Origin of the sequence: Bradyrhizobium sp. 137, assembly GCF_023074095.1 — a bacterium.
Classification (GTDB): domain Bacteria; phylum Pseudomonadota; class Alphaproteobacteria; order Rhizobiales; family Xanthobacteraceae; genus Bradyrhizobium.
The window spans coordinates 39,718-65,155 of record NZ_JADPKU010000094.1; the positions used below are offsets into that span (position 1 = coordinate 39,718).

15 protein-coding genes and 4 pseudogenes are annotated in these 25,438 nt (G+C 59.1%); 12 read left to right on the forward strand and 7 right to left on the reverse strand.

Translation table 11 applies throughout. The features are described from left to right. The first annotated feature begins 319 nt into the window (after positions 1-319). The gene (locus IVA78_RS25365; RefSeq protein WP_247418540.1) at positions 320-2,230 is read left to right on the forward strand and encodes an HrpF/NolX family T3SS translocon protein; all 1,911 of its coding nucleotides are present in this window, start codon (positions 320-322) and stop codon (positions 2,228-2,230) included. 248 nt (positions 2,231-2,478) lie between these two features. Next, positions 2,479-2,771: pseudogene (locus tag IVA78_RS25370) on the forward strand (transposase); the annotation flags it as partial. 267 nt (positions 2,772-3,038) lie between these two features. Here the strand turns inward: IVA78_RS25370 and IVA78_RS25375 are convergent. After that, entirely contained in the window at positions 3,039-3,278 is a 240-nt protein-coding gene (locus tag IVA78_RS25375) for a hypothetical protein (protein ID WP_247418538.1), read from the reverse strand. A 495-nt stretch (positions 3,279-3,773) separates the two neighbouring features. Beyond that, positions 3,774-4,020, reverse strand: a pseudogene (locus IVA78_RS25380) (hypothetical protein); the annotation flags it as partial. Between the two features lie 1,030 nt (positions 4,021-5,050). On the opposite strand from IVA78_RS25380, the gene IVA78_RS25385 reads away from it, so the two are divergent. Next, a complete protein-coding gene (locus IVA78_RS25385; RefSeq protein WP_275974762.1) occupies positions 5,051-5,884 on the forward strand; it encodes an effector protein NopP in 834 nt (277 codons plus the stop codon). Positions 5,885-6,382: 498 nt separating this feature from the next. On the opposite strand, the pseudogene IVA78_RS25390 reads toward IVA78_RS25385, so the two are convergent. Continuing rightward, positions 6,383-7,740: pseudogene (locus tag IVA78_RS25390) on the reverse strand (hypothetical protein); the annotation flags it as partial. A gap of 2,019 nt (positions 7,741-9,759) precedes the next feature. On the opposite strand from IVA78_RS25390, the pseudogene IVA78_RS25395 reads away from it, so the two are divergent. Then, a pseudogene (locus tag IVA78_RS25395) lies at positions 9,760-10,112 on the forward strand (transposase); the annotation flags it as partial. Between the two features lie 2,304 nt (positions 10,113-12,416). Here the strand turns inward: IVA78_RS25395 and IVA78_RS25400 are convergent. The 3 genes from IVA78_RS25400 to panB all read right to left on the reverse strand — a co-directional run bounded on the left by IVA78_RS25400 (position 12,417) and on the right by panB (position 16,399). Further along, entirely contained in the window at positions 12,417-13,553 is a 1,137-nt protein-coding gene (locus IVA78_RS25400) for an MFS transporter (protein WP_247302590.1), read from the reverse strand. Between the two features lie 1,107 nt (positions 13,554-14,660). Further along, entirely contained in the window at positions 14,661-15,512 is an 852-nt protein-coding gene (gene panC, locus IVA78_RS25405; RefSeq protein ID WP_247468441.1) for a pantoate--beta-alanine ligase, read from the reverse strand. Between the two features lie 14 nt (positions 15,513-15,526). Then, complete coding sequence (panB, locus tag IVA78_RS25410) at positions 15,527-16,399, reverse strand: 3-methyl-2-oxobutanoate hydroxymethyltransferase (protein WP_247302516.1); 873 nt, start codon at positions 16,397-16,399, stop codon at positions 15,527-15,529. Between the two features lie 1,157 nt (positions 16,400-17,556). Between panB and IVA78_RS25415 the strand changes: the two genes are divergently transcribed. The 6 genes from IVA78_RS25415 to IVA78_RS25440 all read left to right on the forward strand — a co-directional run bounded on the left by IVA78_RS25415 (position 17,557) and on the right by IVA78_RS25440 (position 23,812). After that, positions 17,557-17,883, forward strand: coding sequence for a Dabb family protein (locus tag IVA78_RS25415; protein ID WP_247468461.1), 327 nt, complete (start codon positions 17,557-17,559; stop codon positions 17,881-17,883). Between the two features lie 96 nt (positions 17,884-17,979). Then, a complete protein-coding gene (gene pabB / locus IVA78_RS25420; RefSeq protein WP_247468444.1) occupies positions 17,980-19,374 on the forward strand; it encodes an aminodeoxychorismate synthase component I in 1,395 nt (464 codons plus the stop codon). Next, positions 19,371-19,949: an aminodeoxychorismate/anthranilate synthase component II gene (locus IVA78_RS25425; RefSeq protein WP_247302508.1), complete on the forward strand. Its 579-nt coding sequence runs from the start codon at positions 19,371-19,373 to the stop codon at positions 19,947-19,949. Before pabB ends, IVA78_RS25425 begins: the two co-directional genes overlap by 4 nt. 59 nt (positions 19,950-20,008) lie before the next feature. Then, entirely contained in the window at positions 20,009-20,407 is a 399-nt protein-coding gene (locus tag IVA78_RS25430) for a hypothetical protein (protein ID WP_247468447.1), read from the forward strand. A gap of 376 nt (positions 20,408-20,783) precedes the next feature. Continuing rightward, positions 20,784-22,166 (forward strand): cobyrinate a,c-diamide synthase, encoded by a 1,383-nt coding sequence (locus tag IVA78_RS25435; protein ID WP_247468449.1) that lies wholly within the window; start codon positions 20,784-20,786, stop codon positions 22,164-22,166. Next, the gene (locus IVA78_RS25440; RefSeq protein ID WP_247468452.1) at positions 22,163-23,812 is read left to right on the forward strand and encodes a nitrilase-related carbon-nitrogen hydrolase; all 1,650 of its coding nucleotides are present in this window, start codon (positions 22,163-22,165) and stop codon (positions 23,810-23,812) included. The genes IVA78_RS25435 and IVA78_RS25440 overlap by 4 nt, the downstream gene beginning before the upstream one ends. Positions 23,813-23,986: 174 nt before the next feature. On the opposite strand, the gene IVA78_RS25445 is transcribed toward IVA78_RS25440, so the two are convergent. Then, positions 23,987-24,130, reverse strand: coding sequence for a hypothetical protein (locus tag IVA78_RS25445; RefSeq protein WP_247468455.1), 144 nt, complete (start codon positions 24,128-24,130; stop codon positions 23,987-23,989). Between the two features lie 107 nt (positions 24,131-24,237). Between IVA78_RS25445 and IVA78_RS25450 the strand changes: the two genes are divergently transcribed. Both IVA78_RS25450 and IVA78_RS25455 read left to right on the forward strand, forming a co-directional pair. Further along, positions 24,238-24,888 carry an amidohydrolase family protein gene (locus IVA78_RS25450; protein ID WP_247468458.1) on the forward strand — a complete coding sequence of 217 codons (651 nt, stop codon included), beginning with the start codon at positions 24,238-24,240 and terminating at the stop codon, positions 24,886-24,888. Positions 24,889-25,027: 139 nt separating this feature from the next. Further along, a partial coding sequence (locus tag IVA78_RS25455; RefSeq protein WP_247464310.1) for a transposase occupies positions 25,028-25,438 on the forward strand: 411 nt, incomplete at its 3' end.

Genomic DNA, 25,438 nt, shown 5'->3' on the forward strand with positions numbered 1-25,438 from the left:
GCGCAGTTGGAAATGCTACCGCGGGAATCGGTGGTGATGTTGTTTCGTGGCTCCACAGCGATCGTCATTCGGGACTGACGACCGCAGGCGCCTGCTTTGCGAAAGCGTCAGAGCAGCTTTGTGCCTGCACATGCTCTGAGCCGGAGATGAGTTTCATGAGCACGATGACGCCTCTCCGGGATGTTAAGACGACCGACATTGGCTCGTCCTGCTCCGTCTAAAAGTCGTCAGCTTCTCGAAAGCTCGCCCCCTTAACATGAAAGCTCGATCTTACGACGCCGACGCCAAGTATTTACCGCAATGGAATGGAATGAACCTAATGCAGCTCAACAGCGTTTCGCTGCCCGCCAGTGCAGATCCAGCTCAGTTCGGGCTTGTTCCGGGGGCTTCGTCGGCCTTGGGATCATCCGCGCAGACCCCCGGCCAGATTCGGCAAGGCGAACCTTCGATGTTCGAGGCAATCGTGTCCATCTGCTCGCGGGAAGAGAAATCCGACGTTCCCTCCACGCCGCCGGATGTGCTGCAATCAGAGCTACAGATACCGCAGGATTCGCTGGACCAGTTGTCAGCGCACGCGAAGGCGGCGATCGAGGCGGTGATGAAGGATCCGTTTCTTTCTTCCTCGGTCGATTCTTCCTCGGTCGATTCCTCGTCGGTCGACTCCCCTAGTGCAGACGCATCGGCGACAGCTGCTCCATCGCCTGACGTTCCGAGCACTCCGGTGCCAAGCTCTAGGATCACGTGGGACGGCGGCACGCTGACCAATGCCGAGTTGCAGATCGTGGCAGTGTTGAACCGGCACAAAGACCAATGCCCACTCAGCTGGGACTCGCTGGCAGCCAAGGCCAGCGATCCCTCGACGCCCCCGGATCTGAAGGAGGCGATCGACGGACTGCGACGCGATCCAGAGCTCTTCTATGCGATTGGCTCCCAGGGGGACGGCCGCTGCGGCGGCAAGATCAAGGCCAAGGATCTGTCAGAGTTTTCCGCCAGCCATTCGCAGGTTGCTACATTCCAGGAGCAGCAAGCGCATAGCTACGAGCAGAACTATATTCCATCCGACGGCACCTCGAATGGACAAGCGTCGGTCATGACCTTGAATGATGCATTGCGCGAGTTTTACAAGTATTCTGACTACCTGCCCAAGAGTTTGAGCCTTGACGATTTCAAGCGGATCGTCGACGGCAACGCCGACATCGGTAAGTGTCCGCCTCAGCTGATCGCGGCGGCTCAACACTTCCTCGATCACCCGGACGCCTGGAAGCAGTTGTGCGGTGGTGCGACTGATAAAATCCACAAGGAAGACTTCTTGCAAGTCGCCTCGTCGTCGATGAATTCCACGCAAAGCGAGCTGAACACGCTCGACACGATCAACAAGAATCAGAATGCCTTCTTCGGGGACGGCGACCTGACACGACACAAGTTGGCGAGTATGGTGGATGACAAGACTCTCGACCCGAAGATACGAGAAGCGGCATCGCAACTGCTCTCGGACCCGCTCTTGTTCCGTTTGCTAAACAATTCGATTACGGGCTACAAAACCCATCAGGAGTTCTTCGACTTAGGCGGCGGGCATACGGTCGACTCTGGTAATATCAGCAACAACGACTTCAGGCACTTCTATAGCAACATGTCACCTGCGAACCATACCGTTCAGCAGATCAAGACCCATGTCCCCAAGACCGCCGCTGAACAAAATGCAGTCACAGATATGGTGATGGGGGTATCCGACCAACCCGATGTCGCGTCTCCGAAGAAGAATGGCGGGGTCCTCATGCATGCGGTCGATGACGTAGCCAAGGTGGGCTCGAAGGTGCTCGACTGGGAGGCCACGGCAGTAGGCCTGCTCGGCGTCATTCCGGGACTGGGCGAGTTGGCCGATGGCGTATCGATGGTGCTCGAGCTCGAGTCGCAAGCATTGAGCCTTCTGCATACGGGCATTAGCGGGGGTGATATGAAACAGGCCCTGAAAGAGGCTGGCCTTAATCTTGCGGGGCAGGCCATTAGCTTTGTCGCTGGGCCCGAGGTCAAATTCGCGCTGCGCGAGGGCCTCGCAAAGGAGATGCTCGAACAGACCGCGCAGTTCGGCCTCGATACGGCGATCTCGAAAGTGCAATCCTATGCCGAGGACCATTTGGACGACCTGAAGGCACGCCTTACCGAGCCCATGCAAGCCGCAGGCGTTCCGAGTCAGGTCGCTACGCCGCCGTCGTCTCAGACGGTGGCCTGAAAGGCCAGTTTTGCGGGTAAGGTGCGGATTCGTATCTACCTTTTCAGGGACGGAGGCTTGCACCTTCTGCACCGCTCGACAGCACGGCGTCGAGAAACTCGGTATGTGCCAGGTCGTCAGGGCGAAGCCGCCACTTGGCAAACGGCGGCGGAAGAACGCGCGCTGCACTCGAGGCGCACCCCAAGCACCTGGCGCCACTCTTCTGAGAAGCCGGGTCCGCAATTTGAACAGGTCGATAATTGGAGTTTCTGCCTGAAAGCGGCGATGATCGCCGCGAACAGGAGAGACCAAGAACAGACGAACCGCGCAGGAATCACAGCCCGGCTTTCAAGGCGAAGGTGGCGCTTGCCGCCGTCAACCGACCGGACGACAGGCCAATTGGCCGAGCACTTCGACGTCTACCCCCTCAGGTGACGGCCCGGAAAGCTCAGCTTGAGGGGGCTTCTGACGTGTTCGGCGCGGGGCCTCCGCGACGGTAGCGGCCGCGGTCGACGTAAAGTCACTGCACGCGAAGATCGGCGAGCTGACGCTGGAGAACGATTCCTAAGAATAGGCAGCACCTACTTTGGGCTCCAACGGCTGGGGAACAAAGCCGAATGCCTTGGCATGCCGATGCAAATTATTGACCACTCGCGTCCGGTAACGCGTCTAGTAAGACGAGGCCCGGGATAGACATAGTCCATTCCATCGCATAGCGTTGTAGAACAGAACTGCGATCTTGCGGGCCGTGGCGGTCACGGCCTTGGCCTTGCCGATGCGCGCTGAGAGCCGCCAAAGGCGCCGAGCGCGGTGTCTGTACGGCCCACGGTCACGGCAGCAAGGCGCAGAAGTGCCGCCGCCCTACCGCCGGATCCGCGCCTTCGGGACGAGAGCATTCTGCCGCCGAAGACCCTGTTCTTCGGCGCCAGTCCCAGCCAGGAGGTAAAATGCTTTGCACTTGGCCAAGGGACATGTCGTCGCCGCATTCAGCGATCAGCTTCAGCGAGAGGTAAGGACCGACGCCGTCGATCGTGGTGATGCTCTTCCCGAACAACGCGAACAGCGCCACGCGGACGTTCGTAAGCTAGGGCGTTCGCCTGATCGGTTCGATTCCGACGCGCCTTCAACACGGCTTCGATCCGGGGCGTCGCAGACAGATGCTTTCTCGCGGTAGGCGTCCTAAAGCGCAAGTGCCTGCTCGAGCGCAAACAGACGCTCGGCGCGATAGCTTCCGGTGAGCGCCTTCACGATCGTCTCCGCACTAGCGTGGCAACTGTAAATGGCGCAAGCACGCCAGCGCCTCAGGATCGCGCTCGCCGGCAAGGATCGCGCGGATCAGGCGCAGCCGGTGGCGCCGGTGATGTCGGCGAGACGTGGTGGAGTTGAAGCCAACTCCGTCAAGGCCTTGTGCATATGCTTGACGTGGGAGGCCGCGTACCCAATCAGACGCTCGCGCTGGCGCACGTAGGATCGCAGCTCCGCAATCAGTCCTTTGGGCCGAAAGCCGGCTCGCGACCGTCCAAACGAATGGAGCCGCTGCGGCCACTGCGCATCGGTGATATCGGGCTGCCTCGAGCATTGGCACCACTTCTGACTCAAAACACATCGGCCAACCGGTCCGGCCGGCGACGGCCGCGCCCACCTTTCTTCTGCGATGGTAGGCGGGGTTGTTCTCGGTCCGATACGCGGTTGACGGACTAAACGACGCCTTGGCGGCGGCCACTGGCGGGCTGACGGTACTTCGTGTAGAGCCTTCTGTCGTTGCCGCCTGTGATGCAAGAAGTTTCTGACCCGTTCGGCGTGTGGACGATGCGGTCTTCTGTCAGGCCTTCCTTTACGGCGTCCTCAGAAGCCGCTGGCCGGTATGGTGATCCGCGGATCAAGTCCAATTCTCATCTCCGAGCACCTCGGCGCTTCGGCTCTAACTGGTTTTCCTGATCCAGATCTGTTCGATCGTTCCGCCCATTAGGGTCGTCGCCTGCTCGCACCCTTCACCAACATCAGGCTCTTTCGTGCCGCATTCGTCATGATGCCGTCACTGCCTGCGCTGGGTTCCCGATAATCCACCTTCCGATTGGCCTGGCCCAAATCGTCCGAGCCATCTTGGTCGCGAAGGCGATCGCCACGAGCATGCGCGGCTTCCGCGAGAGCGCTTCGGCGAGCACAAGAGCTGCGTTTGCGCTCAGGCAATCTACCACTTCGCCGGCGGCCAGACCGTCGTCCGCCAATAATCCCAGCAGAGCTGGCTCGAGACCGGAAGACGAGCCGCGGGCATGTAGTCGATGGCTCAGCTCCGGCTGCCTGTCTTTCCGACTCGGCTTCGGAAGGCGGAGCTTCCATGAGTTCGGGCGCGGCGCGCCCCTTCCTACGCCAACCGCCGATCAGGCGCTCGTCGAACGGCAGTGCCACGTAGCAGGTGACGTCATCCGGAGTCACTCTCGCGATCGCGTTGCGCGCCACGCGCCCACCCGAATATCCGGTCGACACTGCGTGCAGTTCGCTGCCTCGGACTGGGAGTGCCACCAGGTCGAGCAAGCCATCCAGCGCACGAGACGCTCGGGCGGTGGAAGTCGCTTTCCTCGCGGCGCGCTCGACGCCTCGGCGGGTCCGAGTGTCCCGCATCGTGTTCCCCTTGCGACGCGCCGCTTGCACCAGTCCGGCACCTCCGCGCCTCGTTCTGGGTGGATAACGTGGAAGCCTGCATCGCGCAACGCCTCGACGATACGCGGTCGAGCTGCCCAAAGGGGTGGCGGGATTTTTCCTTTATGCGCTGGCGTCAGCTCACGGACAGCTAAGCTGTCTATCAAGCGGGTAAGGTCTAACGACCTGAAACAATGCAAGATGTATGATCCAGGTGCAGTCGTCATGTACGGTCGAGTTAACAATTGGCCCGATATTCCGGCCGAAGAAAGATATCATCGGGCAGCCAACGCTGAGGAAGCGGGTGCCGAAAGCCAGGGCTTCGCCGATGCGTTCGCTAGAACGCGATTGCAGGAGTCTGCTGGCAGCTCACCTTCGCAACCGAGTTATTCCCTCGTTCGGAAACCTCCTGTGGTCGAGATCGACAGAGCTACGTTCAGGACTGAAGTGAGGACCTTTCATGGCGACGCAATCAACCGCATCGCCAACAATCCACACGAGTACTCGGAATTTGTATCCGCAAGAGCTAAGCGCACAGCAGAGGTCGCTAAGGAATACGGTATCAGAAGAGATTCAGAAGACGCCCGATATTACAGCTACCAATTAGGAAATGTGAGCGTCGGCCTCCAAAGAACGGAGGCCGGATTCAACATGACTGAGTTCGAAAGCGATAAATGGCGAGAACAGTTCCCTGGACGAAGTGAAGTCACCTCAATTGTGGATTTTCAGGTTGCTCATCCGCTTGTCGCAAACGCCGGCGATATTCTGCTCGAACATCAACTTCGGCAAGACGGCGAACGACCATTGGTGAACTGGCGTCCTGCTAATGCAGAAGCGAAGGCCCGCGCAAAGACAATGGGCTTCGTTGAAGTGGATGAGGACGACATGGTACTTGACCCCACTCAGTCCGCCCAGTGGACAAAAAACAGCCTTGGTGAATGGCAGCGCGCAACTAAATCTCAGCTTTATCTCTCCAAGGTCGACAGTGATACTGAGGTTGCAGCAGATTCCGAAGAGGATGGTGACTTCATGTAATGCCCAGATCCGCTGGCATTCATGTGTTTGGGCAGGCGGCGGAGCAAGGAGCGAAGGCAAACGGACAGCTGCGGCAAAGGTCAAGCCTCAGCCGAGCGAAACCGACAATTCGACTGGATCCGCGAGGTGCTTTGTAACAAGGCACCAATGTTCACCATCAGGCCGGTCCGAAGTGACTTCGCCGTTTGATGCGCCAATCTGAGGGAGATAAGGTGTCTCGGCCAAGTCGAAGACACCAAATCAGGAGAGATGTCGAGCGAATTGAGCCACAGCAGCCATGCGCTCTGATCCTGGCGCTAAGCTCTGCGCCGCTGCCGCCGACCTTAAGGACGGACGTGTTGACCGGCGCGATGTGGCCCGTCCTGAACCAGCTTAATGCCAGATGCGATCTCGACAAGCTTGTGTGCGGCGGCTTCGGAGCCGAGATAGCTTGATCGGCGGTAATCTCATCAGGCTCGGACTGACTCGCTGCCGCCAAGCATCGTGGAATCGTCGCCGCTAAGAAGGCGGTTTGAGCGCCTGCGACCGGACACCTGCTTGCCAGAGGATGATCAGGATTGATGTCAGCAAATCCCTCGGCCAGGCGATCACGCGGCCGAGGTTGTGGCCGACGGCGGTGAGGATGACGTTGCTGGCGTCGCTCTCACGCCCCTTGCGATGGCAGCGGCCGAGGTGGCCGTCGCTCTTCATGTGGCCAATAATGGGCTCGACGCGGCGCCGGAGCTCGCGCTCGATGAGGCCGAAGACGCCCCGTTTCTGCCCGGAGATGAAGACGCGGCGCGGTATATCGGTGTTGTGGCCGCGACAGCCCTTGTCGACATAGGCGCGCTCGATCGCGCAGCCGGTTAGCGTTTCCGTCGCCTCGATGATGGTGCCGAGCGAGTGTACGTCATAGTGATTGCAGGCAGTGCGCGAGCGTGCAGCACGAACTGGCCGCCCGGCGCGCGGCCGTTGGTGGTGGCGACAGAGGCCTTGATGCCGAACTCGTAAGGCGCTGCCGCCTTGCCTTTGCGGATGTACTCGACCTCGGGCGCATGGAAGGAATAGAGTTTCCTGCGCTGCCGCTGCAGTTGCGATCCGCGGGCGACCGGGTCCAAGCTGAAGCAGATTTCCTGCGGTCGGGCCAGAACCGCATCGGACATATGTGGTCAGCTGCCAGCCGCTGATGCGGCGTCGTCGGTGCACTATAAGATTTACGGACGCGTGCGCCATCGCGGTATCAGCTTGAACGACGGCTGCAAGAAGTTCACGAACAGGCGCACTGAGCGATAGAGTTCTGCGAGCAACGCAGCCGCCTCAAGTCCTTCAACCGCCGATAGCCGACGATGCGTCGGACCACGGCCCCGTTCTTCTGTTCGACAAACGTCTGGTCGTTCTTGCGGTAGGTCGGCAACGCGTGAACTCGATGTTCGTCTGCTCACATGCCCTGCAGCGAGAGCGGCAGCTGTCGGCGAACTCTGTCATCACGGTGCACAGGAGCGTTTGCTCGCGCACCAGCAACGGCGCACGCTCCGTCCAACAGGTCGCAATATCCGTGAGCACCAGCGTCTGTATAAAAACTGGCGCGCGCCGAGGGGCCCACTGTGAGCGACTAGATCGGCTTCGATAAGCCGGGCGCCGGATCCTTCCAGCCGGCGGACGTCCGTACCGGGATTCCGTCGCAATGCGCTCGCCACCGGGCGGTGCCGCTGGCGTCCACCTTCCTCTCGGATCTTGCTCAGCGCCCCATCGATCATCGACGCGCTCCCCGCCAGCAGCTTCGCACGGATTTCAGGCGCCAGGCCCATGTGACCGTTCCGTTCCATCGACTCGATCAGGAGCGGCAGCAGCGCTTTCAGCCTCTTGCCGCAGATCCGGCCGCATGGCACACAGGCGGTGCCAGACTTCCTGCTCGATGTACTGGACAATAAAATGCTGCTGCCGAGTCCGCAAATGGCTCCCCAGCCGGTCTCTATCAACGGTGAGACCTACTCCATTGCGTTGCGACGCGACCGATGGTGAAGACGGAATGAACTTTGTTGACGTGCATGGCTACGCCGCCTGAGCGGAGGACCGTCGACGCGAAGAGACGTCCAATTCCACGGCTAGCCGACGCCTTCGCGTGCATGGCGGAGAGCCACAGAGCTGCCTACACGAGTTGCTTGCCTATCATTACGACTCCTTCAAGCCATACGTAGCCACGCTTTCGGATCGATGTTGTGGAGACACGCCGCCATGATGAGCGTCATCCGGCGGGAAGTTCCGATCCGGACGTTTAATGACTGAGACAGCCCGCCGCCGGGCTTCTGCGAGGTCGACATGGTCGTCCCTGGCGTGGTGGGATCGTTCATCCAGACCATGACGATGGCCGATTCGCGACGGGCTGGACGAGTGCCTGCCGTTGCTGGAGCCATTTGCGCCGGCGCTTCGTCAAATTGGCCCGCAACACGCCGATCGCCGAGGCAGCCGATGGGGGCCTCGAACTATACCTACGCCGAGGCCTGCCCAAGCGTAAGCGCGAAGCCGATACCCTGGCTTCAGAGTTAGAATGAATGTGCGAAGAAGCCTCCGACTTGGAACGGAGGTTTGTGATGGGATTGGACGGCAAAAAAGACGCCCATTTGGACGGCTCAACAGTTGGGTCTGGAGCAGTCAGCCGGCTTGAAATGCTTAGCCGCAGCGAAGTTCGCGAAGGCCCTCGGCAAGACGGTGACGGCCGGCGAGCCGCGTGCCACGCAACGCCGCGGCCGTCGGCCTTATAAGACCCGGGTTCGCACGCCGTCCAAGCTCGACCCGCATTTTGCTACGATCGAGGGCTGGCTCATCGAGGAGCCGCAATTAACTGCGGTCGCAATTGCCTGCCGGCTGAGCGAGAAATATCCCAACGAGTTTGGGACGAGACAGCATTCGATCGTGCAGCGTCTGCTGAGGGCGCTCAGACCGAAGGCTGCCGAACAGCTCATCGCTCAGGAGCCGCTCGACGACGCGATGACAGGTGCCCCATCGCCCCGGGTTGTGGACGGCTCGGGCTATGTAGGGCCCGACCCGCCCACAGCCCCTCCTACGGAGCCAACTTGGAAAGCCACCTGGCGCGGCCAATCACTCAACATCGGGTCGACCGCTGCAAGGTCGCCATCAGGCTAACGTTTGCAGATGAGGCACTACGCGGGGTGAAATTTGCAAACGACGACGTAATTGCGGTCAGCGCCCGGCGCACGAAAGCTCCGTTATCGTCGAGCTCTCGCAATCAGGCGATTTGGAGGAGCTGTCATGAGGCGATACGTCGGCCTGGATGATCGCAAAGAGAGACTTCGCTTTGCTGGTCAACGAGACCGGTCAAGCGATTCTTGAAGGAAAGGCCAAGGGTGATCCCGGTGATCTATCTAAGCTACTTCGTAAACACGCGCCATTGGCGGAGCGCATCGGCTTTGAGACGGGGCGATTGCAAGGTGGCTTTGGCACGAGCTTCGTAGAGTTGAGCTCCCCGTGGTTTGCATCGATGCTAGGCATGCACACGCAGCACTATTGGTCCGCATGAACAAAGAGCGATCGGAATGATGCTCGGGGCCTTGCCGAACTGGTGCGGGTCGGGTGGTATCGAGAAGTGAAAGTTAAAAGCGAGGAGAATCCGCGCGATACGCGTCGCGCGATCCCGGCTGGTATCCATGCGCCGGTAACATCGAGAACCAGGTCCGCAGTTTGATCAAGGAATGTGGGTTGCTATTCCCTCGCGCCATTGCCCGACTGTCCGCAATCAGATAAGCGAGCTATTGGGCGAGGATCATCAGCTTCTCAGCGTGATTGCGCCGCTCTTGTCGATTCATGAGCATATCTGCCAGCAGCAGAGTAAATTCGACGACGAGGTCCGCCGATTGGCGAAGTCTGACGAGACGACGCGCCGCCTGATGCGGTTCCTGGTGTCGGAGTGGTGACCGCCTTGACGTTCCGCCATACGATCGACGACCCGTCCCGCTTCCGATCGGCCTCGACAGTCGGCGCCTATCTCGGCCTCATACCTCGGCGTAACCAGTCTGGTACTGGTGGCAAGATATCCAGATGGGGCGACAGACTTCTCCGAACTTACTTGTTCGAGGCAGCGACCGTCCTTCTCTATCGGACCAAAAAATGGTCCTCCCTCAAGGCCTGGGGAATGAAGCTCGGGCGGATCGGTATGAAAAAGGCAAAGGTCGCCATTGCCCCCAAGATCGCAGTGATCCTCCACTGCATTTGGGTCGATGGCACGTCGTTCGACTGCGGCCACGCGCCGGCCTTACATTATTTTGCAAGTTCCTGGCCCGGTCCGCCGGGCCGGCGATGTCCCGCCGGGACGGTGGTCGTGGTGACCTCGGTCGATCGGCTGGTGGCGGCTCGTCCGCACGCCGGTGCAAACGAGAGGCACCCCGATCCGGACATCATCATGAGGCGCTTGCGACCTCAGAAAGGATCATGACAACAGCGACGGGCAGCTGATCGCATTGAGATTTAGGTGACGGCTAATCGACCGATACTACCGAGCTGGTTATCGATCTACCAGCCGCGCTCGCCCCGTCCCGCAACCCTACCCGCTCCGACGCGCCGAGCGCTGCCGTCTTGCCGAATGGCTTCAAAAGGAGAATTGACATCAATCCGCAATTAAAGGGCCGATTGACAGACAAGCGTCAATGGCTGTTCCCGCTGGGTACCAGGTGGTGAAAAAGGCAAGGTCATTATCGGCGATGCGACGACGGATCAGTAGACCGCGTATCCACAAACCGTCATCTGGCAGAAATTCTGCATAGACGCGAAGAGAGAGTGCGATTCGAATGCAATAGCGATTCTAGACTCGCACCACCGATCGGAGGAGGATCGTCTGTTGTCGGTGGGCGAAACGGGCTACAGGTGAGCACATCTAGACGCTGCGCCTACATGCTTCGCTCTGCTGCCTATCAATGGTGACCAGGCCCCTCTTTCACTCACCGCTGACGTTTCATCGCCTGCGCCGCGCGATCTCGTCAGCGACTGCGCTCGCGGCGCGCACTAGCCGTTCATGCAGGGTCTCGAACATGTCGAGGATCTCATCATTGGGTTCATCCCTGCCCTCTTCGAGAGCCTCGGCAGCCAGAGCGCTTGTTACCGACGCCTTGCGCGGGCGGTTTCAAGTGGTGCTGGCGGAGGCGACGGATCGTCTCTCACGTGATCAGGAACACATCGCTAGCGTGTTCAAGCGCATGGCCTATGCCAACGTAAACATCGTCACTTTGGCCGGATAAGCTGCTGCAAAAGCTGCAGCGCCGCATCAAATCCTGACGCAGCGAGCAGGCAAGCGCGATACTGATTGGATCGGCAGATCATGCGGAGCGGTTCAACGAGGCAGCGGTTGTGCCGTGACAGCGCCCGCTTCCGGTACAGGGGAAGCCTGTCGTTGCGCAACCCCGGCCAGCTCCACGACCGGCCTCCCCCGTACCGACCGTCCGTCTTCTCGGGAGCAAAATAGATGAGGCAACGATCGCGTCTTCGGGAACACTCCTTTATGAGGCAATACGCGCTCTCATCCTGATTCTCGTGCCATAATGTTGCCCCGAACGGACCGGGCCGCGTACCAACTCTGAAAACCAAAGGGTGCAGGCGCTTCGTGATAAATGCGGGGAGCGTCGGTGGTCGAAATTGATCTCAAACCCGACAATCGTCGCCGCCAATGTCCGGCAGTACCTCGTCACGGTCTAGGCTCGACTAGTGGCCAGACACACGTCCGCCTTGCGAGGAGCGGTTCATCTGCAGGGTTTGCAATAAGCGCGGCACCATTCTAAGGGAACGAAGTGACCCAACCATGCCCATGAGAAAGCGTACGGACTAAGAACTGCAACTCATCTCCACATCGTGTACGCGTCTGTAGCGCATCACTGCGCGCTCAGTAGCTAACCTGGTTCTGGCCATCATTGAGCTTTCCATCGGGTGCTGACTTCGAGACTCTTCCAAGCGATATCGCTACTAAGGCCGATCTCGTGGTTTCTCATCTGTCGCAGACGTTATCGAGCACCGCCCGCACCGACGGCGTTGTCTCGGCTTCGAACGTCGGGCGAGTCCCGAGAAAGAATGGATGTCAAATCGACTAGGCTTGCAGAATTCGAAAGGTTAAGGCCACCGCACAAACCTGTCCATGGGCTGCGAGATACCAGACACCGGTGTTTCCAAGTCCCTTAGGCATCAACGTCTGCTCGGCGAACATCCGCTTTGCGCAATCGGGTTGAAAACTCGAGCTTGCGAACAGCCGAAAGCGCGCATTCACTCAGGTATAGAAGCCTGGGATGAAGCAATGATTGGGCGAACAGCAAGCGCATCAAGCGACCCATCGTAGGCATGAAGGCAGATCTCTGGAAGAGCGCGGACCACCAATCGCCGGGCCTGAATCACTTCCGGAGAAGCGCACCGCTTTGGGACCAGCAAAAAGTAGCCGATCATCGGCGCCAGGCAGATATCAGCTAGCCAACTCATTGCCGTCTGCTCGATCAGAGACAAGCCGCGATCGAAGCTTCTCTTGCGCACCAGGTGCCGCTCTGTCACTTTTCAAACGCATTCACCGTGTGTTCGCCGTCACGATGGGCGCCAAGAGCACGACGAGGCACATGAGCCCGGCTAGGACCCCAAATGCGGCCGGCAGTCCCACGTACTTGGCCAGTAACCCCATACCAGCCGGTCCAATGAGAATTCCGGCATAGCCAACCGTCATGATCGCGGCAATCGCCGGACCAACGGGCATCGCCTCCTGCGTGCCGGCGCGCCGGAACAGAATCGGGGCGACATTCGATAGGCCAAGACCAATGAGCAGCAAGCCGGCCATCGCGATGACGGCTACCGGTGCGGCCAGCAGAGCTCCGAAACCGGCCAAGGCCAGTAGACTTCCGAACATAAGTGTCGCGCGGTCCCCCGCGCGTTCGACGACGGCGTCGCCAGCAAGGCGTCCCACCGTCATGGCTATGGAGAACAGTACATACGCTAAGCCGCTCTGCGTCTTTGGAGCAAGACCAGCGCCGACGACCAACAACGCAGCCCAATCGAGCATCGCGCCTTCGATAAGGAAGGCGATCGCCGCAATCGCGGCTAGAAGGAGCACGATGGAACGCGGCAGAACGAACGACGGTCCCTGGTCCGCCTGCGCCGTTGGCACCAATCGCGGCCACGCCAGCATGATCGCTATCACTATCAATCCCGAGCAGACCACAGTCGAAACAAATGCATCAATCTGCAGCGAGAGAAAAGCGGTCATGGCTGCAGACCCCACAAGTCCCCCGATGCTGAATTGAGCGTGGAAGCTGGACATCAGCGGGCACTCCGCCGTGCGCTCCACCTCGATCGCATGAATGTTCGCGGCCACGCTAATCGAGCCTATCGAGGCGCCTAAGGCGAATAGCGCGACGCCGAGCGCCAACTTGCTAGCTATCGTGAGGCACGGCAGGACGATCGCCAGACTAAGCCCACCCACAAGAATGATCAGCCTGACGCCGTAGCGGGCGCTCAAAACACCGGTCAGAAGCATCGCGATGATGGATCCAGCACCCAGGCAGAGCAGTAGTAGGCCAAGCACGCCGTCATCGACCGCCAGCCGGTCTTTTGCAAATGGTACGAGCGGGGCCCAGACCCCGAAGCCGACCCCGGGAACGAAGAATGCAAGACACGTTGCTAACCGAGAGGATGGTTGACCAGCAGACGCCATGACAGGGACCTTATTGATAGACGACCCGCGGGCGCTGTACCAGCGGCGGACTCCCGAGCGACAGAGAGTGCGCAGGTTCGGCGGTCGAGAGGACATCGTTTGTTGGCGCAATCCGCCATGCCGGACGTTCAGCGCGTGATATCGGATCGCGTCGATCGTCACTCTTCTAGTTCGATCCGCGACGACATCTTTGATAGCAAATACGATGCCACCGCGAAAACGCACGTGACGTCTCGATCCGAACTCGATACGATCGGGCAACTGTGCCGGCTAGGCATGGAGCGTTGGGGGCTCTCAACAAGCTTGTTACTTGCTGATTGATGAGCGCGGTCGCGCACTGAAGGAGCACGAACCACCCGAGTGCGCCTCGAGACTGCGCCGTGGCGCCCTTCAACGCGGCCTCGCCTCCCGTAGTCATATCCGCGACAAATCAATATGGCTCAGTCGCAAAGCTGACAACAAGATGAAATTCCATCTGCCGATCGCAATCGGTCTCAATGCGAGGCGATGGGTTTGCAACCCGGTTACTCTGGGCTTGCGTAGCCTGCCAAAACGTTGTGGCAACCGACAGCGCGGTGTAGACGCCGACATAAACACTTTGATCATGGAAGGCACGCAGCTTATGTGCCTGGTAGACTCACGGCTCGCCATTGACGACTCCAACAAAGAAGCCCACGGCGTCGCGTATCTTCGGCCGGCGCTCCACCAATCATCAAATGCCGAATCATGGTCGCCCATAGAGTCAGAACCACCCCGAAAATTGCGACTGTAGTGCTAGACACGGTCGCCAAATGCATCGAACTCCGTCCGGATCGCCTGTCCCGTGTTCGGTTACGCGCCTATTCCCTCCTTCAAGAAGCAGCAGTGCAAGATCGGCGAATACGCCCTGCCCCAGAAGTCGTGCGTCATTTTCAGTCGGAATTGATTGCGGAAGCCCTGGTCGACGCGGGCTACGTGCGCATTAGTTTCGACCACTTCGCCCTACCCCGCCGACAAATCTTGCCGCGGCGAAGCGCGAGGGGCGGCTGCGTCGGAACTCCCAGGCACCGACGACGCGGGCGAAACGGATAAAAAGAAAACAGTTTATCGATTTGGTTCTGAATTGCGCTACAGAGTTGGCAACGCGAGCAGTACGTTGTCGATCAGCCGGGTCGAACCGACGTAGGCTGCGGCACAGAGCGCCGCCGGAAGCCGCAGCGGACTCGCGGCGCGCTTGAGCGTATCACCATCGACAAGTTCAAGGTATTGCAGCCGATCAACTGTCTCAAGATGCCGCTCGGCGATCGCAATCAGCTTGTCCACCTCGCGCACTCCTGAGCGGAACTCATCCGCCGCGGCGAACAGCCCACGACTGATGGCAACGGCTCGTCGACGTTCTTCCTCGCTGAGATACCGATTGCGACTGCTCATCGCGAGCCCGTCCGGTTCCCGAACGGTTGGCACGGTGACGATCTCGATGGGAAGATTGAGATCAGTTGCCATGCGACGCACGACCGCGCATTGCTGAAAATCCTTTTGCCCGAAAAACACGACGTCCGGATGCACCATGTTGAACAGCTTGCATACGACGGTTGCGACGCCGCGAAAATGCCCAGGCCTGAAAGCCCCGCATAGTGGCTTAGCCAATTCGCCCGGTTCGACGAAGGTCTCGAATTGAGCCGGGTAGACTTCCTGTGCACCCGGCGCGAAGACAATCGCAACACCGGCATCGCGGCACAGTTTTTCATCGCGCAGGAAATCGCGAGGATAGCTGCTGAGATCCTCGTTTGGTCCGAACTGAGTCGGATTGACGAAGATGCTAACGACGGTGACGTCGCATTGCGCTCGGCTCGCCTTGACCAGGGCCAGATGGCCATCGTGCAAATAGCCCATTGTCGGCACGAGCCCGACGCGTTTGCCCGCGCTGCAAGCCTTCGCGAGCTCACGACGAAGCTCAGCGACCGTCGTAATCGTCTGCATCGTAGCACCTTACATCAGGTTGGGTTGGGAGGAGCCCAGTTTGCGATGATGTTACCCAGGCTTTCAGGAAGCCGATAGGACTCTTGCGGCGCCGGGAACGCTCCACTGCGGACATCGGTAGCCCAGCGCGACAGCGCGTCCTGCAACAGCTGAAAACCATCTGCATAGGCGCGAACAAATTTGGGCCGATGACCTTCGGTCAGCCCCAGCACGTCATGGAATACGAGCACTTGGCCCGAGCACCCGGGACCCGCGCCGATTCCAATAGTTGGTATCGACAGCGATTCGGTCGCTCGCTGGGCTAGCTCGGCCGGAATGCCTTCAAGCACCAACGCGAAGCATCCGGCCTCCTGCAGACGGTGAGCGTCATCAAGCAGCCGCAAAGCGTCATCGGCTTTCCGGCCCTGCACCTTGAATCCCCCCATGATATTGACGCTCTGCGGGGTGAGGCCGAGATGGCCCATGACGGGAATTTCGCAATCGACCAGGGCACGCACGATTTCCACGCGCTTGGCTCCGCCCTCGAGTTTCACTGCATCTGCGCCCCGCTGCAGGAATCCTCCGGCGTTGCGTATCGTCTCCTCCGGACTGAGGTGAAAGCTAAGAAACGGCATATCGGCCACGAGCAGGGCACGGGGCCTTGTGCGCGCAACAGCTTCGAGATGATGGTTCATCATCGCCATGCTGACTGGCAACGTGTTGTCGAAACCGAGGCAGACATTGCCAACACTGTCGCCGACAAGAATGATGTCGACGATGGGGTCAGCGATGCCTGCCGTAACCGCATCGTAGGCGGTGGTCATGGCGACACGCCGCCGCTCCTGCTTCCATCGCTGCAGGATTGGAATCGTGATCCGCTCAACTGACACTTCCGAAGCGTGGCTCATTTTCGATCCGTTCCGTCAGATGGCCTCAGGTCGATTTCGCAGCTCGAAGCGATACTGATTTGATCTCACCTGTGTCGCCTACGATTTTGAAGCCACAGCCCTCACGAAGTCCCCGCGTCACCGAATATGCTAGCCGAACGGTAATCAGATTCTTGCGACCGAAGCCGTTGAGCCCGCGTGACCACCCTTTTTCTATGGCGGACGAATGAAAACTGTCAACCGTGAAACGGAAACATACGTCTCCAAAGTAGCAGGCGCGTGCATAAAAAATCCAATGGTCGCGCGACCATCAAGCAAGAACTCCCCAGATTGAAATTGTCATTTGGAAGCGCCTTGCGTCACGCTGGGCCTCAGGACGCGCCGAGCGCGTTGGGCTTTCACGCGCACGCAAGCGACGCGGTTCAAGTGAAGGCAGTCTAAGAGTGCTCGATCAGAACCGCGACACCTAGGGCGGCCATTTTGCCAAAACTTCGGCGAAGGCGGAGCAGCATTTCAGCGACTTTCCGGAAGGGAGCGCAGCCTTCCGGTGCGATGCAGCTGCGCGCTGAAAGCGCCTCCAGGCAAGATGTGCACGAGGTACTACCTTTCTTCGTTGCTTCGCGACGAGCAGCGCCGAAACGATAAGCTCCTCCCAGGCGCCATGTATGGCTGAGACTGTCGCCACGTTCCGCGATGAAAGAGTTTCACGATCGATCTCTCTGCGGTGATCAGCCGAACAGCGGATTCAACCTTGAAGTCACGCGACGATGTCAACCCAGGGGCTGGCGGCGGCCTTCCCCCTTCTGTTTTATGACCCAGTCTGTATTCAACGAAAGAGCGCATTTTGCTGCAGTTCTTATGCGGCGATCCTGCAAGTGAGACCGTTTCATGCACGAGATCCGCGCGAAGCTAATGACCGGAAGCATCTACTGAAAGTTGTCCTAGCGACTGATGATCAGGCGGTTCCTTACTTCGATGCAGAAATTCGTCTCAGAGATTGTCTACCTTGCGTAATAGCGGAGGAAGAATCGAGCTAAACACCCGCCAGAGCGATCGCGCAGGGAGCTGCCGTGCAGTGGCATCTGAGCGGCTGCCCGAGCCTTGCAGACTTTGCGATGAGGCTTCTGTCGCTTTGGGCGAAGTCAAACCGCAATGTTCGCGATTATCGACGGTCATCTATGATTCGACACATCGTATTCTTCACTGCAAAAGATAAGGCGCATGTCGACAAAATAGTCGACGGCCTTTCCGTTCTCGCCAAGATCCCGCACGCACGCCGGCTTGAGGTCGCTCGCAACCGCAAGAGTGACCGGCTTGGCAACGAAATTGACGTGGTCGTCTACGGTGAATTCGACGACGAAGTCGAACTCGAAGCCTATAAAGCGCACGAGCTTTATCAGGAGTCGATCCGGCAGGTCAGACCGCTCCGAGAGCTACGTCTCGCGGCCGATTACAGCATGTCAACAGATGCGGAGCCATTTGGCAGGCCCTACCCGCGGGCGTAATTAACCTGGCAGGCACGTAGGGGTTTTTGGGTGCCGTGAGGCTCGCCTTCCCCGGGCGGGATTACAATCAGCCATGTATCGCTGAGCGACAGACTAATGCATGTATTGGAACTGCAGTGGATTGAGCCCGTCACAGCCATGCGACGCCTCTCGCATCGGAGGCACCTCACGTTCCTGGATAGCGCATCGAGACACGCGGTGCTCGGGCAGTACTCGTATGTGACGTGCGATCCCTTCAGCACTTATATAATCGCGGACGGGAGAGGTATTTGCAACGGAGAGTCCATTGTGGGCGATCCGTGGGCGGCACTTCGCGCTATGCTAGCCAACTATCCGCAAACGCATCGCGCCGATCTCCCGGCATTCCAGGGCGGCGCCGCCGGCTTTTTTGGATACGAGCTGAACAGGACGCTGGAGCGATTGCCGGTGCCGAGCATCGGGGGGCATCGCTTGCCTCAGGCCCTCCTACATCTTTACGACGTCGTGATAAGCTTCGATCACCGCCATGACAGATGCTGGGTCCTTTCTACCGGGTGGCCGGAGCAGGATCCGGTTCGCCGGCGTGAGAGAGCTCGTCGAAGAGCCGAAGAGTTTGTTGCGCTGATTACAGTCTCAGCCCCCCCTCCTGATTTTACACCAGGCCAGGCCGGCTCATGGCATTCAAACTTCAGTCGCCAGGGATACATCGCGGCGGTACAACGCGTGATTGATCTCATTCTGTCGGGTGACGCCTTCCAGGTCAACATTGCGCAGCGCTTCAGCGCTCGCCTGGCGAACTCGTTCGATCCGATAGCCTTCTATTGTCAGCTGCGGAAAATGAATCCGGCTCCCTTTGCCGCCCTTCTTCGGTATGGCAAGCTCACCATTGCATCGAGCTCGCCCGAGCGTTTCCTAAAGCTTGACGGGCGACAGGTCGAAACGCGACCTATCAAGGGGACGGTGGCGCGTTCTGCTGATTGCGAAGAAGACCGGCGTCGCGCTGAGACGCTGGTAGATTCGGAGAAAGACCGCGCCGAGAACACCATGATCGTCGACCTCCTGCGCAATGATCTCTCGCGCGTTTGCACGCCTGAATCAGTCCACGTCCCGTCCTTATGCAATCTCGAGTCCTATGCCTCGGTGCACCATCTCGTGTCCGTCGTTACGGGTGAGCTAACACACGGAGAGGATGCCGTGGGCCTACTTAGGGCCTGCTTTCCCGGCGGCTCAGTTACCGGAGCTCCCAAGGTACGCTCGATGGAAATTATCCTGGATATCGAGCGTGTGGCGCGAGAGGTGTATTGCGGGGCCATAGGCTACATTGGTTTCAATGGACATATGGATGTAAATATTGCCATTCGCACCGTAACGATCGACGACGGCCAGGCCGTCTTCCATGCAGGTGCCGGGATAACGGCAATGTCCGATCCGGCCGCCGAATATGAGGAGAGCCTTGCAAAAGCAGAGCGCATTTTTCGCGCATTCATTGCTGAAGACTCCGGTGCATCTTGATTGTCATTGTCGACAACTACGACTCTTTCGTCTTCAACATTGCGCGATATTTCCGCAAGCTTGGTGCAGCAACATGTGTCGTCCGGAACGACGCGATGGATGTGAGCGAACTTGCTGACCTCAGGCCCCGCGCGGTTGTCATCTCCCCCGGTCCGTGCACTCCAATTGAGGCTGGAATATCGACAGCCGTCGTTCGTGAACTTTCGGGTCAGGTGCCAATTCTCGGCATTTGTCTTGGACACCAGTGCATTGGGACCGTGTTCGGCGCACGCGTAACGCGCGCACGTCGTCCTATGCACGGTCGGCCCTCGTATGTCACACATGAAGGCGGCGGGCTGTTCAAAGAACTACCGTCTCCACTTTGTGTGGGGCGCTACCATTCGCTTATCGTCGAATTGGATCCGTCATCGGCCCGTCACCTCACGGTGACAGCACTCTCGGATGATGGGGAGCTCATGGCCCTCGCCCATCGCGATCAACCAACATATGGCGTGCAGTTCCATCCGGAGTCGATACTCACCCCACAAGGGGACGTGCTGTTCGCAAACTTCCTACGGCTTGCAGAGCTTTCTTAAGGCGGCCGTAGAGGACTGGTGCAGCCATAGCGTGGCGGCCGCCGTCAGGATCCGGCCCGATGGGCCTCGATTTGTTCTTGTTGCGTTCCAGGCGCGACCATGGTTCACCACCCCCGGGCGCGACCGTCGAAGACCAGCGGGGCCTCCTGGGACGGGAAAGTCACTCACCGCCGACATCCCGGGCGCGGCGTATCCTGCTCCTGAAGGGCATTACCGAGCAGCCGCTCGCCGTCCGGCTGGCTGCTCTCCTGTCGAACCACGGTCACGTTCCGCAATCCAAACACGGCGACTGCCTGCGTGACCTGCGGGAGGTCGTCCGTGAAAGGATCAAAGGCGCGCACGACGGACGCTGGAGCAAGGCCGACCTGCTCGCCGAGCTCATTCGGCATGGCGGCTCGCTGGCGCGCTGGCGCCGCACCGCGACATTTACGTCCGGCCGAGATCTTTCGACGCGATAAGCAACAGCTCGAAAAAAAAGACCATGCCGTCGTCATCGCCATCCCTGCGAATTCGTCATGTGAGGGCAGCCCATCCGCCGAGGCTATTTGCAGCTCTAGCGGCAGTTTTGATCGTCTATGGCAGCCTCATTCCGATCGGCATAGTTCGGGGCGGCTGGTCCAAACGCGCCAAAGGGTAGACAGTCGCAGAAATAGAAGAGGTGTCGTACGAAGTGGCACTAACTGCCCAGGCGCATAGCCCGCAAAGAGCGTCGCCCAGCCGGCATCGGCTCTTGAACGCCAATGCCAAGGCCGTTGGAGTGTTGAGCGTCGAAGCCTTGAATTTGCAACCGCGGCGTGCACACATAGCAATGTTAAAAGATTGCGAGGACCTCCTTTGGGCGCTCTTTCGACCACGTCAAGCGCGTATATCGTTGCCGGGACCCATAGCGGCGTCGGCAAGACGACGGTCACTCTTACTCTTCTTCGCGCGCTTGCAGCCAAAGGGCTCTCGGTTCAGCCGTTCAAGCTAGGCCCGGACTTCATCGACACGGCTTATCATGGCGAAATCACCGGTCGGCCATCGATCAATCTCGATCTTTGGATGATGGGAACCGACAACGTAAAGAACTCCTTTGAGCGCTTCTCAGACACGAGCGACGCGGCCCTCATCGAGGCAATGGGAGCGCTCTACGACGGCGAGGACGGGACCGAACGGGGGAGCGCCGCCTTTATCGCCAAGCTCCTGGATATACCCGTCATCCTCGTCATCGACATCTGGGGAATGACACGGAGCGCAGTTCCTTTGCTTCAGGGTTTCCGGTCCTTTGACGCCAATCTCAGATTTGCTGGTTTCGTGATGAATCGCGCGGGAAGCGCGCGCCACGCCAAGATGGTGCAAGATTCACTTCCAGAGCATCTACAAGCGATGTGCCTTGGATACATCCTTCATAGCGACGAGCTCTCCATTCCTGAACGGCATTTGGGACTGGTTACACCGGATGAGAATGTCGTCGGCGCTAACGCTAGGCTTGCGGCCTTAGATTCCGGGCGCGCTGGATTGACGATCGACCACTTGCTTCCGGTACAAGGCGGCAAGCCTCGAAGTTCACAGAGGCCATCGACTGCAGCCGCTGACAAGGTGCGTATCGCAATTGCGCGCGACCAAGCTTTCAGTTTCTATTATTTTGAGAATCTGGCGCTTCTCGAGGAGGCCGGTGCGGAATTGTGCCCCTTCAGCCCGGTCTCAGACCGCTTCTTGCCTGCCGATGTGTCGGGCGTTTACATAGGCGGCGGTTATCCAGAGAGCTTCGCAGCCAAGCTAGCGTCAAACCTTCCCCTCATCAAACAGCTGAGGCAGCTCACCGATCAAGCACTGCCAGTCTACGCAGAATGCGGAGGCTTCATGTATCTGGGGCGGTCTCTGACGCTTTTCGACGGAACGACAAAGCCGATGGTCGGCGTGTTTCCCATCGATATCGTCATGGATCCGAAGCACCTCGCCATCCGATATGTCAGCGTTCGGACGACCGTCGCCTCCGCGTTGGGACCGGCTGGCACACTTGCCAGGGGTCAGGAGTTTCACCAATCGCGCATTGCGCACGGCTCGGCCAGCGCCGGCCTCTACGACGTTACGACATCGAGCGGCGAGCAGTTCGAGCACGGAATGCTTTGTGGCGGCGTCGCGGGGAGTTACGTCCACCTGCACTTTGCGTCCAACCCCGCAATACCTCAAAATTTCGTTCGCAGTTGTCTTACTTGGTCGAGGGGATTTTCATGAAGCTCTTTAAGATAGCGATTGCGTTTCTTGTATTGACAACGATCGCCCATGCCGCCGAACCGACCGTGAAGGTTGCGGCCGTACACTTCGAACCGATCGAAGGAGATGTAAAGACCAATGTGAGCAAGATCGTTGAGCTGACGCGAGAGGCAGCTCGAAACGGCGCCAAGCTCGTCGTTCACACGGAAATGGCGACTGCCGGTTACTCCTTCTTCAGCCGCGAACAGCTTAGCAAGGTCGCAGAGCCGATTCCCGGCCCCTCAACGCGCGCCATCGGCGCTGTCGCGCGCGAGTACGGGATCTACGTTGCGTTCGGATTGCCGGAGTACGATCCGTCGACCAACCTATATTATAACGCGGTTGCCTTTATCGGCCCTCGCGGCCAAGTGGTCGGGACTTACCGCAAGCGCAATAATCTGCTGGAAGCCTCCTACAATTCGGAGGTCTGGTCATCGATTCCGACCTACGATACCCCTTTTGGACGCGTCGCGATCGTGATCTGTGCCGACATGTTCTACAGCGCTTTTCCGCGCCTGGCGGCGCTGGCCGGCGCAAACATTCTCGTCGCACCGGCCAATGTCGGCATCACCGCCGACTTCATGAAAGTCCGAACATGGGAAAACGATTTCTCCATGATCGTTGCCAATCGCTTTGGCCATGGCGGCAAGGGATCCAAGCCGAGCTACTTTAACCAGGACTCGTTCTCGATCCCCTCACCCTTTGAATACGACTTCAGTGACAGCCGGACCGCCATCGTGTCCAACAAACAGGAGGTCTTGGCCGATGTTTCCGAGCCAAGGATCCGCATTGTCTATGCAAACCTGCCGATCCGAAAATCCCGTGTTCTTCCGGTCGTACGGCGTCCCGCGCTGTACTCGCTCCTTGCCCAGGACACCTTGGAGCCTTACACGTTCAGCAAATTCGGCTTGCCGCCGGCGACCGTGCTTGCCGCCGCGGCAGTCGATCCCGGCGCTCAATCGGACGTCTGGGCAGCCAGCCTAACCGCCGCGCGGAACGCCTTGGCTGAAGCCAAGGCCAAAGGCTCGTCGCTACGATTGATCGTCTTCCCATCGAATTACTTCAAAGCGCCCGACGACGTCGGTGTCTCTTCGTTGAGATCTTTTGCGAAAGAAAGCAACGTCGACGTCGTTATCCAGTACTCGGCGACCATTCCACCGCAAAGCGTTATGATCGCGTCCAATGGCGAGAGCTACGCCTACGCCCGCACCCACCGGCTTCGGTCCGAGCGAATTCCGGATGACAAACTCGCCTCGCATTTTTGGATGGTTGATCGAGACTATGGACGAGTAGCGTTGCTACAGGACGTCGATCTTATGGCCCCGGAGACTTCGCTCATGATGGAGAAGCTCGGCGTCGATATCGTGGCGTTGAGCGCGGACACCGAGCTTCCGATCGCTAGCGGCTTATGGACGAGCCGGACAGCAGACTATTACAACATTGTTGTTGCCAATCGGCACGGAAAAGAAGGCATCTATCTAGGTGGATATCCGCCCGGTCCGCAGCTCGTCGAGAGCGACGGGCTGGCACTGGCACAGATCGATACCAGCCATGTACGCTCCAAGAAGGCGCCTCGTTTTCTCGACTTCATGAGGCTTCTCACACCTTGCGGCGATAGCAATTGCTAAGCGCCTCCCACCCAGGGTCCGGCCGATTGTTGCGAGTCTTGGTCTTCGTGATCCCAGCCAGCACCTGGTGGCAGCGCAACGCGCGAGCAACCGAGCGGCCGAGGGTTGTCTCCCTCAACCTCTGCACTTGACCTGCTGCTCGTCGCTTGGTTGATCCAGATCAAATTCTCGGGCTCAGCCCCTTCGCGGGCGACGCAGCGTTCCTGGGACGCCGAGAAGAGCAAGCAGCTGGAGTTTCTCAAGGGCAAAGGCATTCCAGTGGTCGAATTTGACGTCCCCGCTGCGCAGATCACGAAGATGGGCGAGATCGTCGGACATCCAGATCGTGCTGAGACGGAGGTCTGGTTACTGAATGCAGCCATTTCGAAGGCATGGCGAGCTGCCTCCGGAAAATCTTACCGTGTAATGGCGCTCTCGCCGCGCGGATGGACCTCTGGGCGAGACAGTCTCATGGATTCTCTTCTAGCGAGGGTGGGACTACGAAACGCCGCCCAAGAGCTCGGCGTAGGGTCGGGTGGCTTCGCTACATCAACGATTTTACATCGCCAGCGGACGCAGAGAAAAACGTCGGCCCGGCTCTTTCTGCCGGTACGCCCTACATCATCCATCTCTGTGAAGGCACCGACATTGAGACGCGAGACTATTTCGATAACCTGAAGAAGGCCGACGGCTCCTCGCTGATTGGTCCGCCACTCGTCACGATTCACTGTGTCGCGCTCGACGGTCCTCAATTCCAGACGCTCGCAACCAATCGAGGAGCCGGCGTGGTCTGGTCCCCGCTCAGCAATTTTCTGCTTTACGGAGCAACCACCAAGGTCGCCTTGCCCCGCCAGGCCGGATTGCCCGTGGCAATCGGTTGCGACTGGGCGCCGAGTGGGACAAAGAACCTGCTAGGCGAGCTCAAGATCACAAAGTTGGTGAGCGATCATGAAGGCGGCCTTTTCACCGATCAAGAGCTCATCGATGCGGTTACCCACGTTCCTGCCTCGATGATCGGCTGGGATTCCTATGTCGGATCCATCGAACGCGACAAGGCGGCCGACCTTGTCGTCCGTGAAGAACCTCCAAGCGGTTGATCAAGAATCAGTTTTCGGGGCGAGAAGGTCTTTGGGATTGCAAACTTTCGGGCTTTGACGGCCCAAAAGCTTGCAGTTTCATTTTTGAGGATTCCGTCGAATCACGAGTCGTGATTCCGTCGTCGCATCGGAGGGAGCGATGCGACCAAAGGAACGACGCGGGACGGGACAAACCGATCTTCTGCGCTCGCGGCTGGACGCGATCATCGATATGGGGCACCCGCTGGTGAAGCTGGCGGGGACAATCGACTGGTCGTTCCTGGAGCAGCGGTTCGGGGCGGTCTACGAGGACAAGCCGGGCCGGCCGCCATTGCCGACGCGGCTGATGGCGGGGCTGGCGATCCTCAAGCACACCTACGACCTCTCCGACGAGGTCCTGTGCGAGCGCTGGGTGGAGAACCCCTATTACCAGTTCTTCTGCGGCGAGGAGTTCTTCCAGCACCGATTGGTGTTCGATCGCTCTTCGCTGACGCGCTGGCGCCAGCGGATGGGCGAGGAGAAGCTGCAGGCTTTGCTGCAGGAGAGCCTTTCGGTTGCCACCAAGACCGAG

What these genes read in the sequence shown, in the direction of transcription:
- IVA78_RS25365 (WP_247418540.1), top strand. Translation starts at nt 320, where the DNA reads ATGCAGCTCAACAGCGTTTCGCTGCCCGCCAGTGCAGATCCAGCTCAG.
- IVA78_RS25385 (WP_275974762.1), top strand. Translation starts at nt 5,051, where the DNA reads ATGTATGATCCAGGTGCAGTCGTCATGTACGGTCGAGTTAACAATTGG.
- IVA78_RS25400 (WP_247302590.1), bottom strand. Translation starts at nt 13,553, where the DNA reads ATGGCGTCTGCTGGTCAACCATCCTCTCGGTTAGCAACGTGTCTTGCA.
- panC (WP_247468441.1), bottom strand. Translation starts at nt 15,512, where the DNA reads ATGCAGACGATTACGACGGTCGCTGAGCTTCGTCGTGAGCTCGCGAAG.
- panB (WP_247302516.1), bottom strand. Translation starts at nt 16,399, where the DNA reads ATGAGCCACGCTTCGGAAGTGTCAGTTGAGCGGATCACGATTCCAATC.
- IVA78_RS25415 (WP_247468461.1), top strand. Translation starts at nt 17,557, where the DNA reads ATGATTCGACACATCGTATTCTTCACTGCAAAAGATAAGGCGCATGTC.
- pabB (WP_247468444.1), top strand. Translation starts at nt 17,980, where the DNA reads ATGCATGTATTGGAACTGCAGTGGATTGAGCCCGTCACAGCCATGCGA.
- IVA78_RS25430 (WP_247468447.1), top strand. Translation starts at nt 20,009, where the DNA reads ATGGGCCTCGATTTGTTCTTGTTGCGTTCCAGGCGCGACCATGGTTCA.
- IVA78_RS25440 (WP_247468452.1), top strand. Translation starts at nt 22,163, where the DNA reads ATGAAGCTCTTTAAGATAGCGATTGCGTTTCTTGTATTGACAACGATC.
- IVA78_RS25445 (WP_247468455.1), bottom strand. Translation starts at nt 24,130, where the DNA reads ATGTCCGACGATCTCGCCCATCTTCGTGATCTGCGCAGCGGGGACGTC.
- IVA78_RS25450 (WP_247468458.1), top strand. Translation starts at nt 24,238, where the DNA reads ATGGACCTCTGGGCGAGACAGTCTCATGGATTCTCTTCTAGCGAGGGT.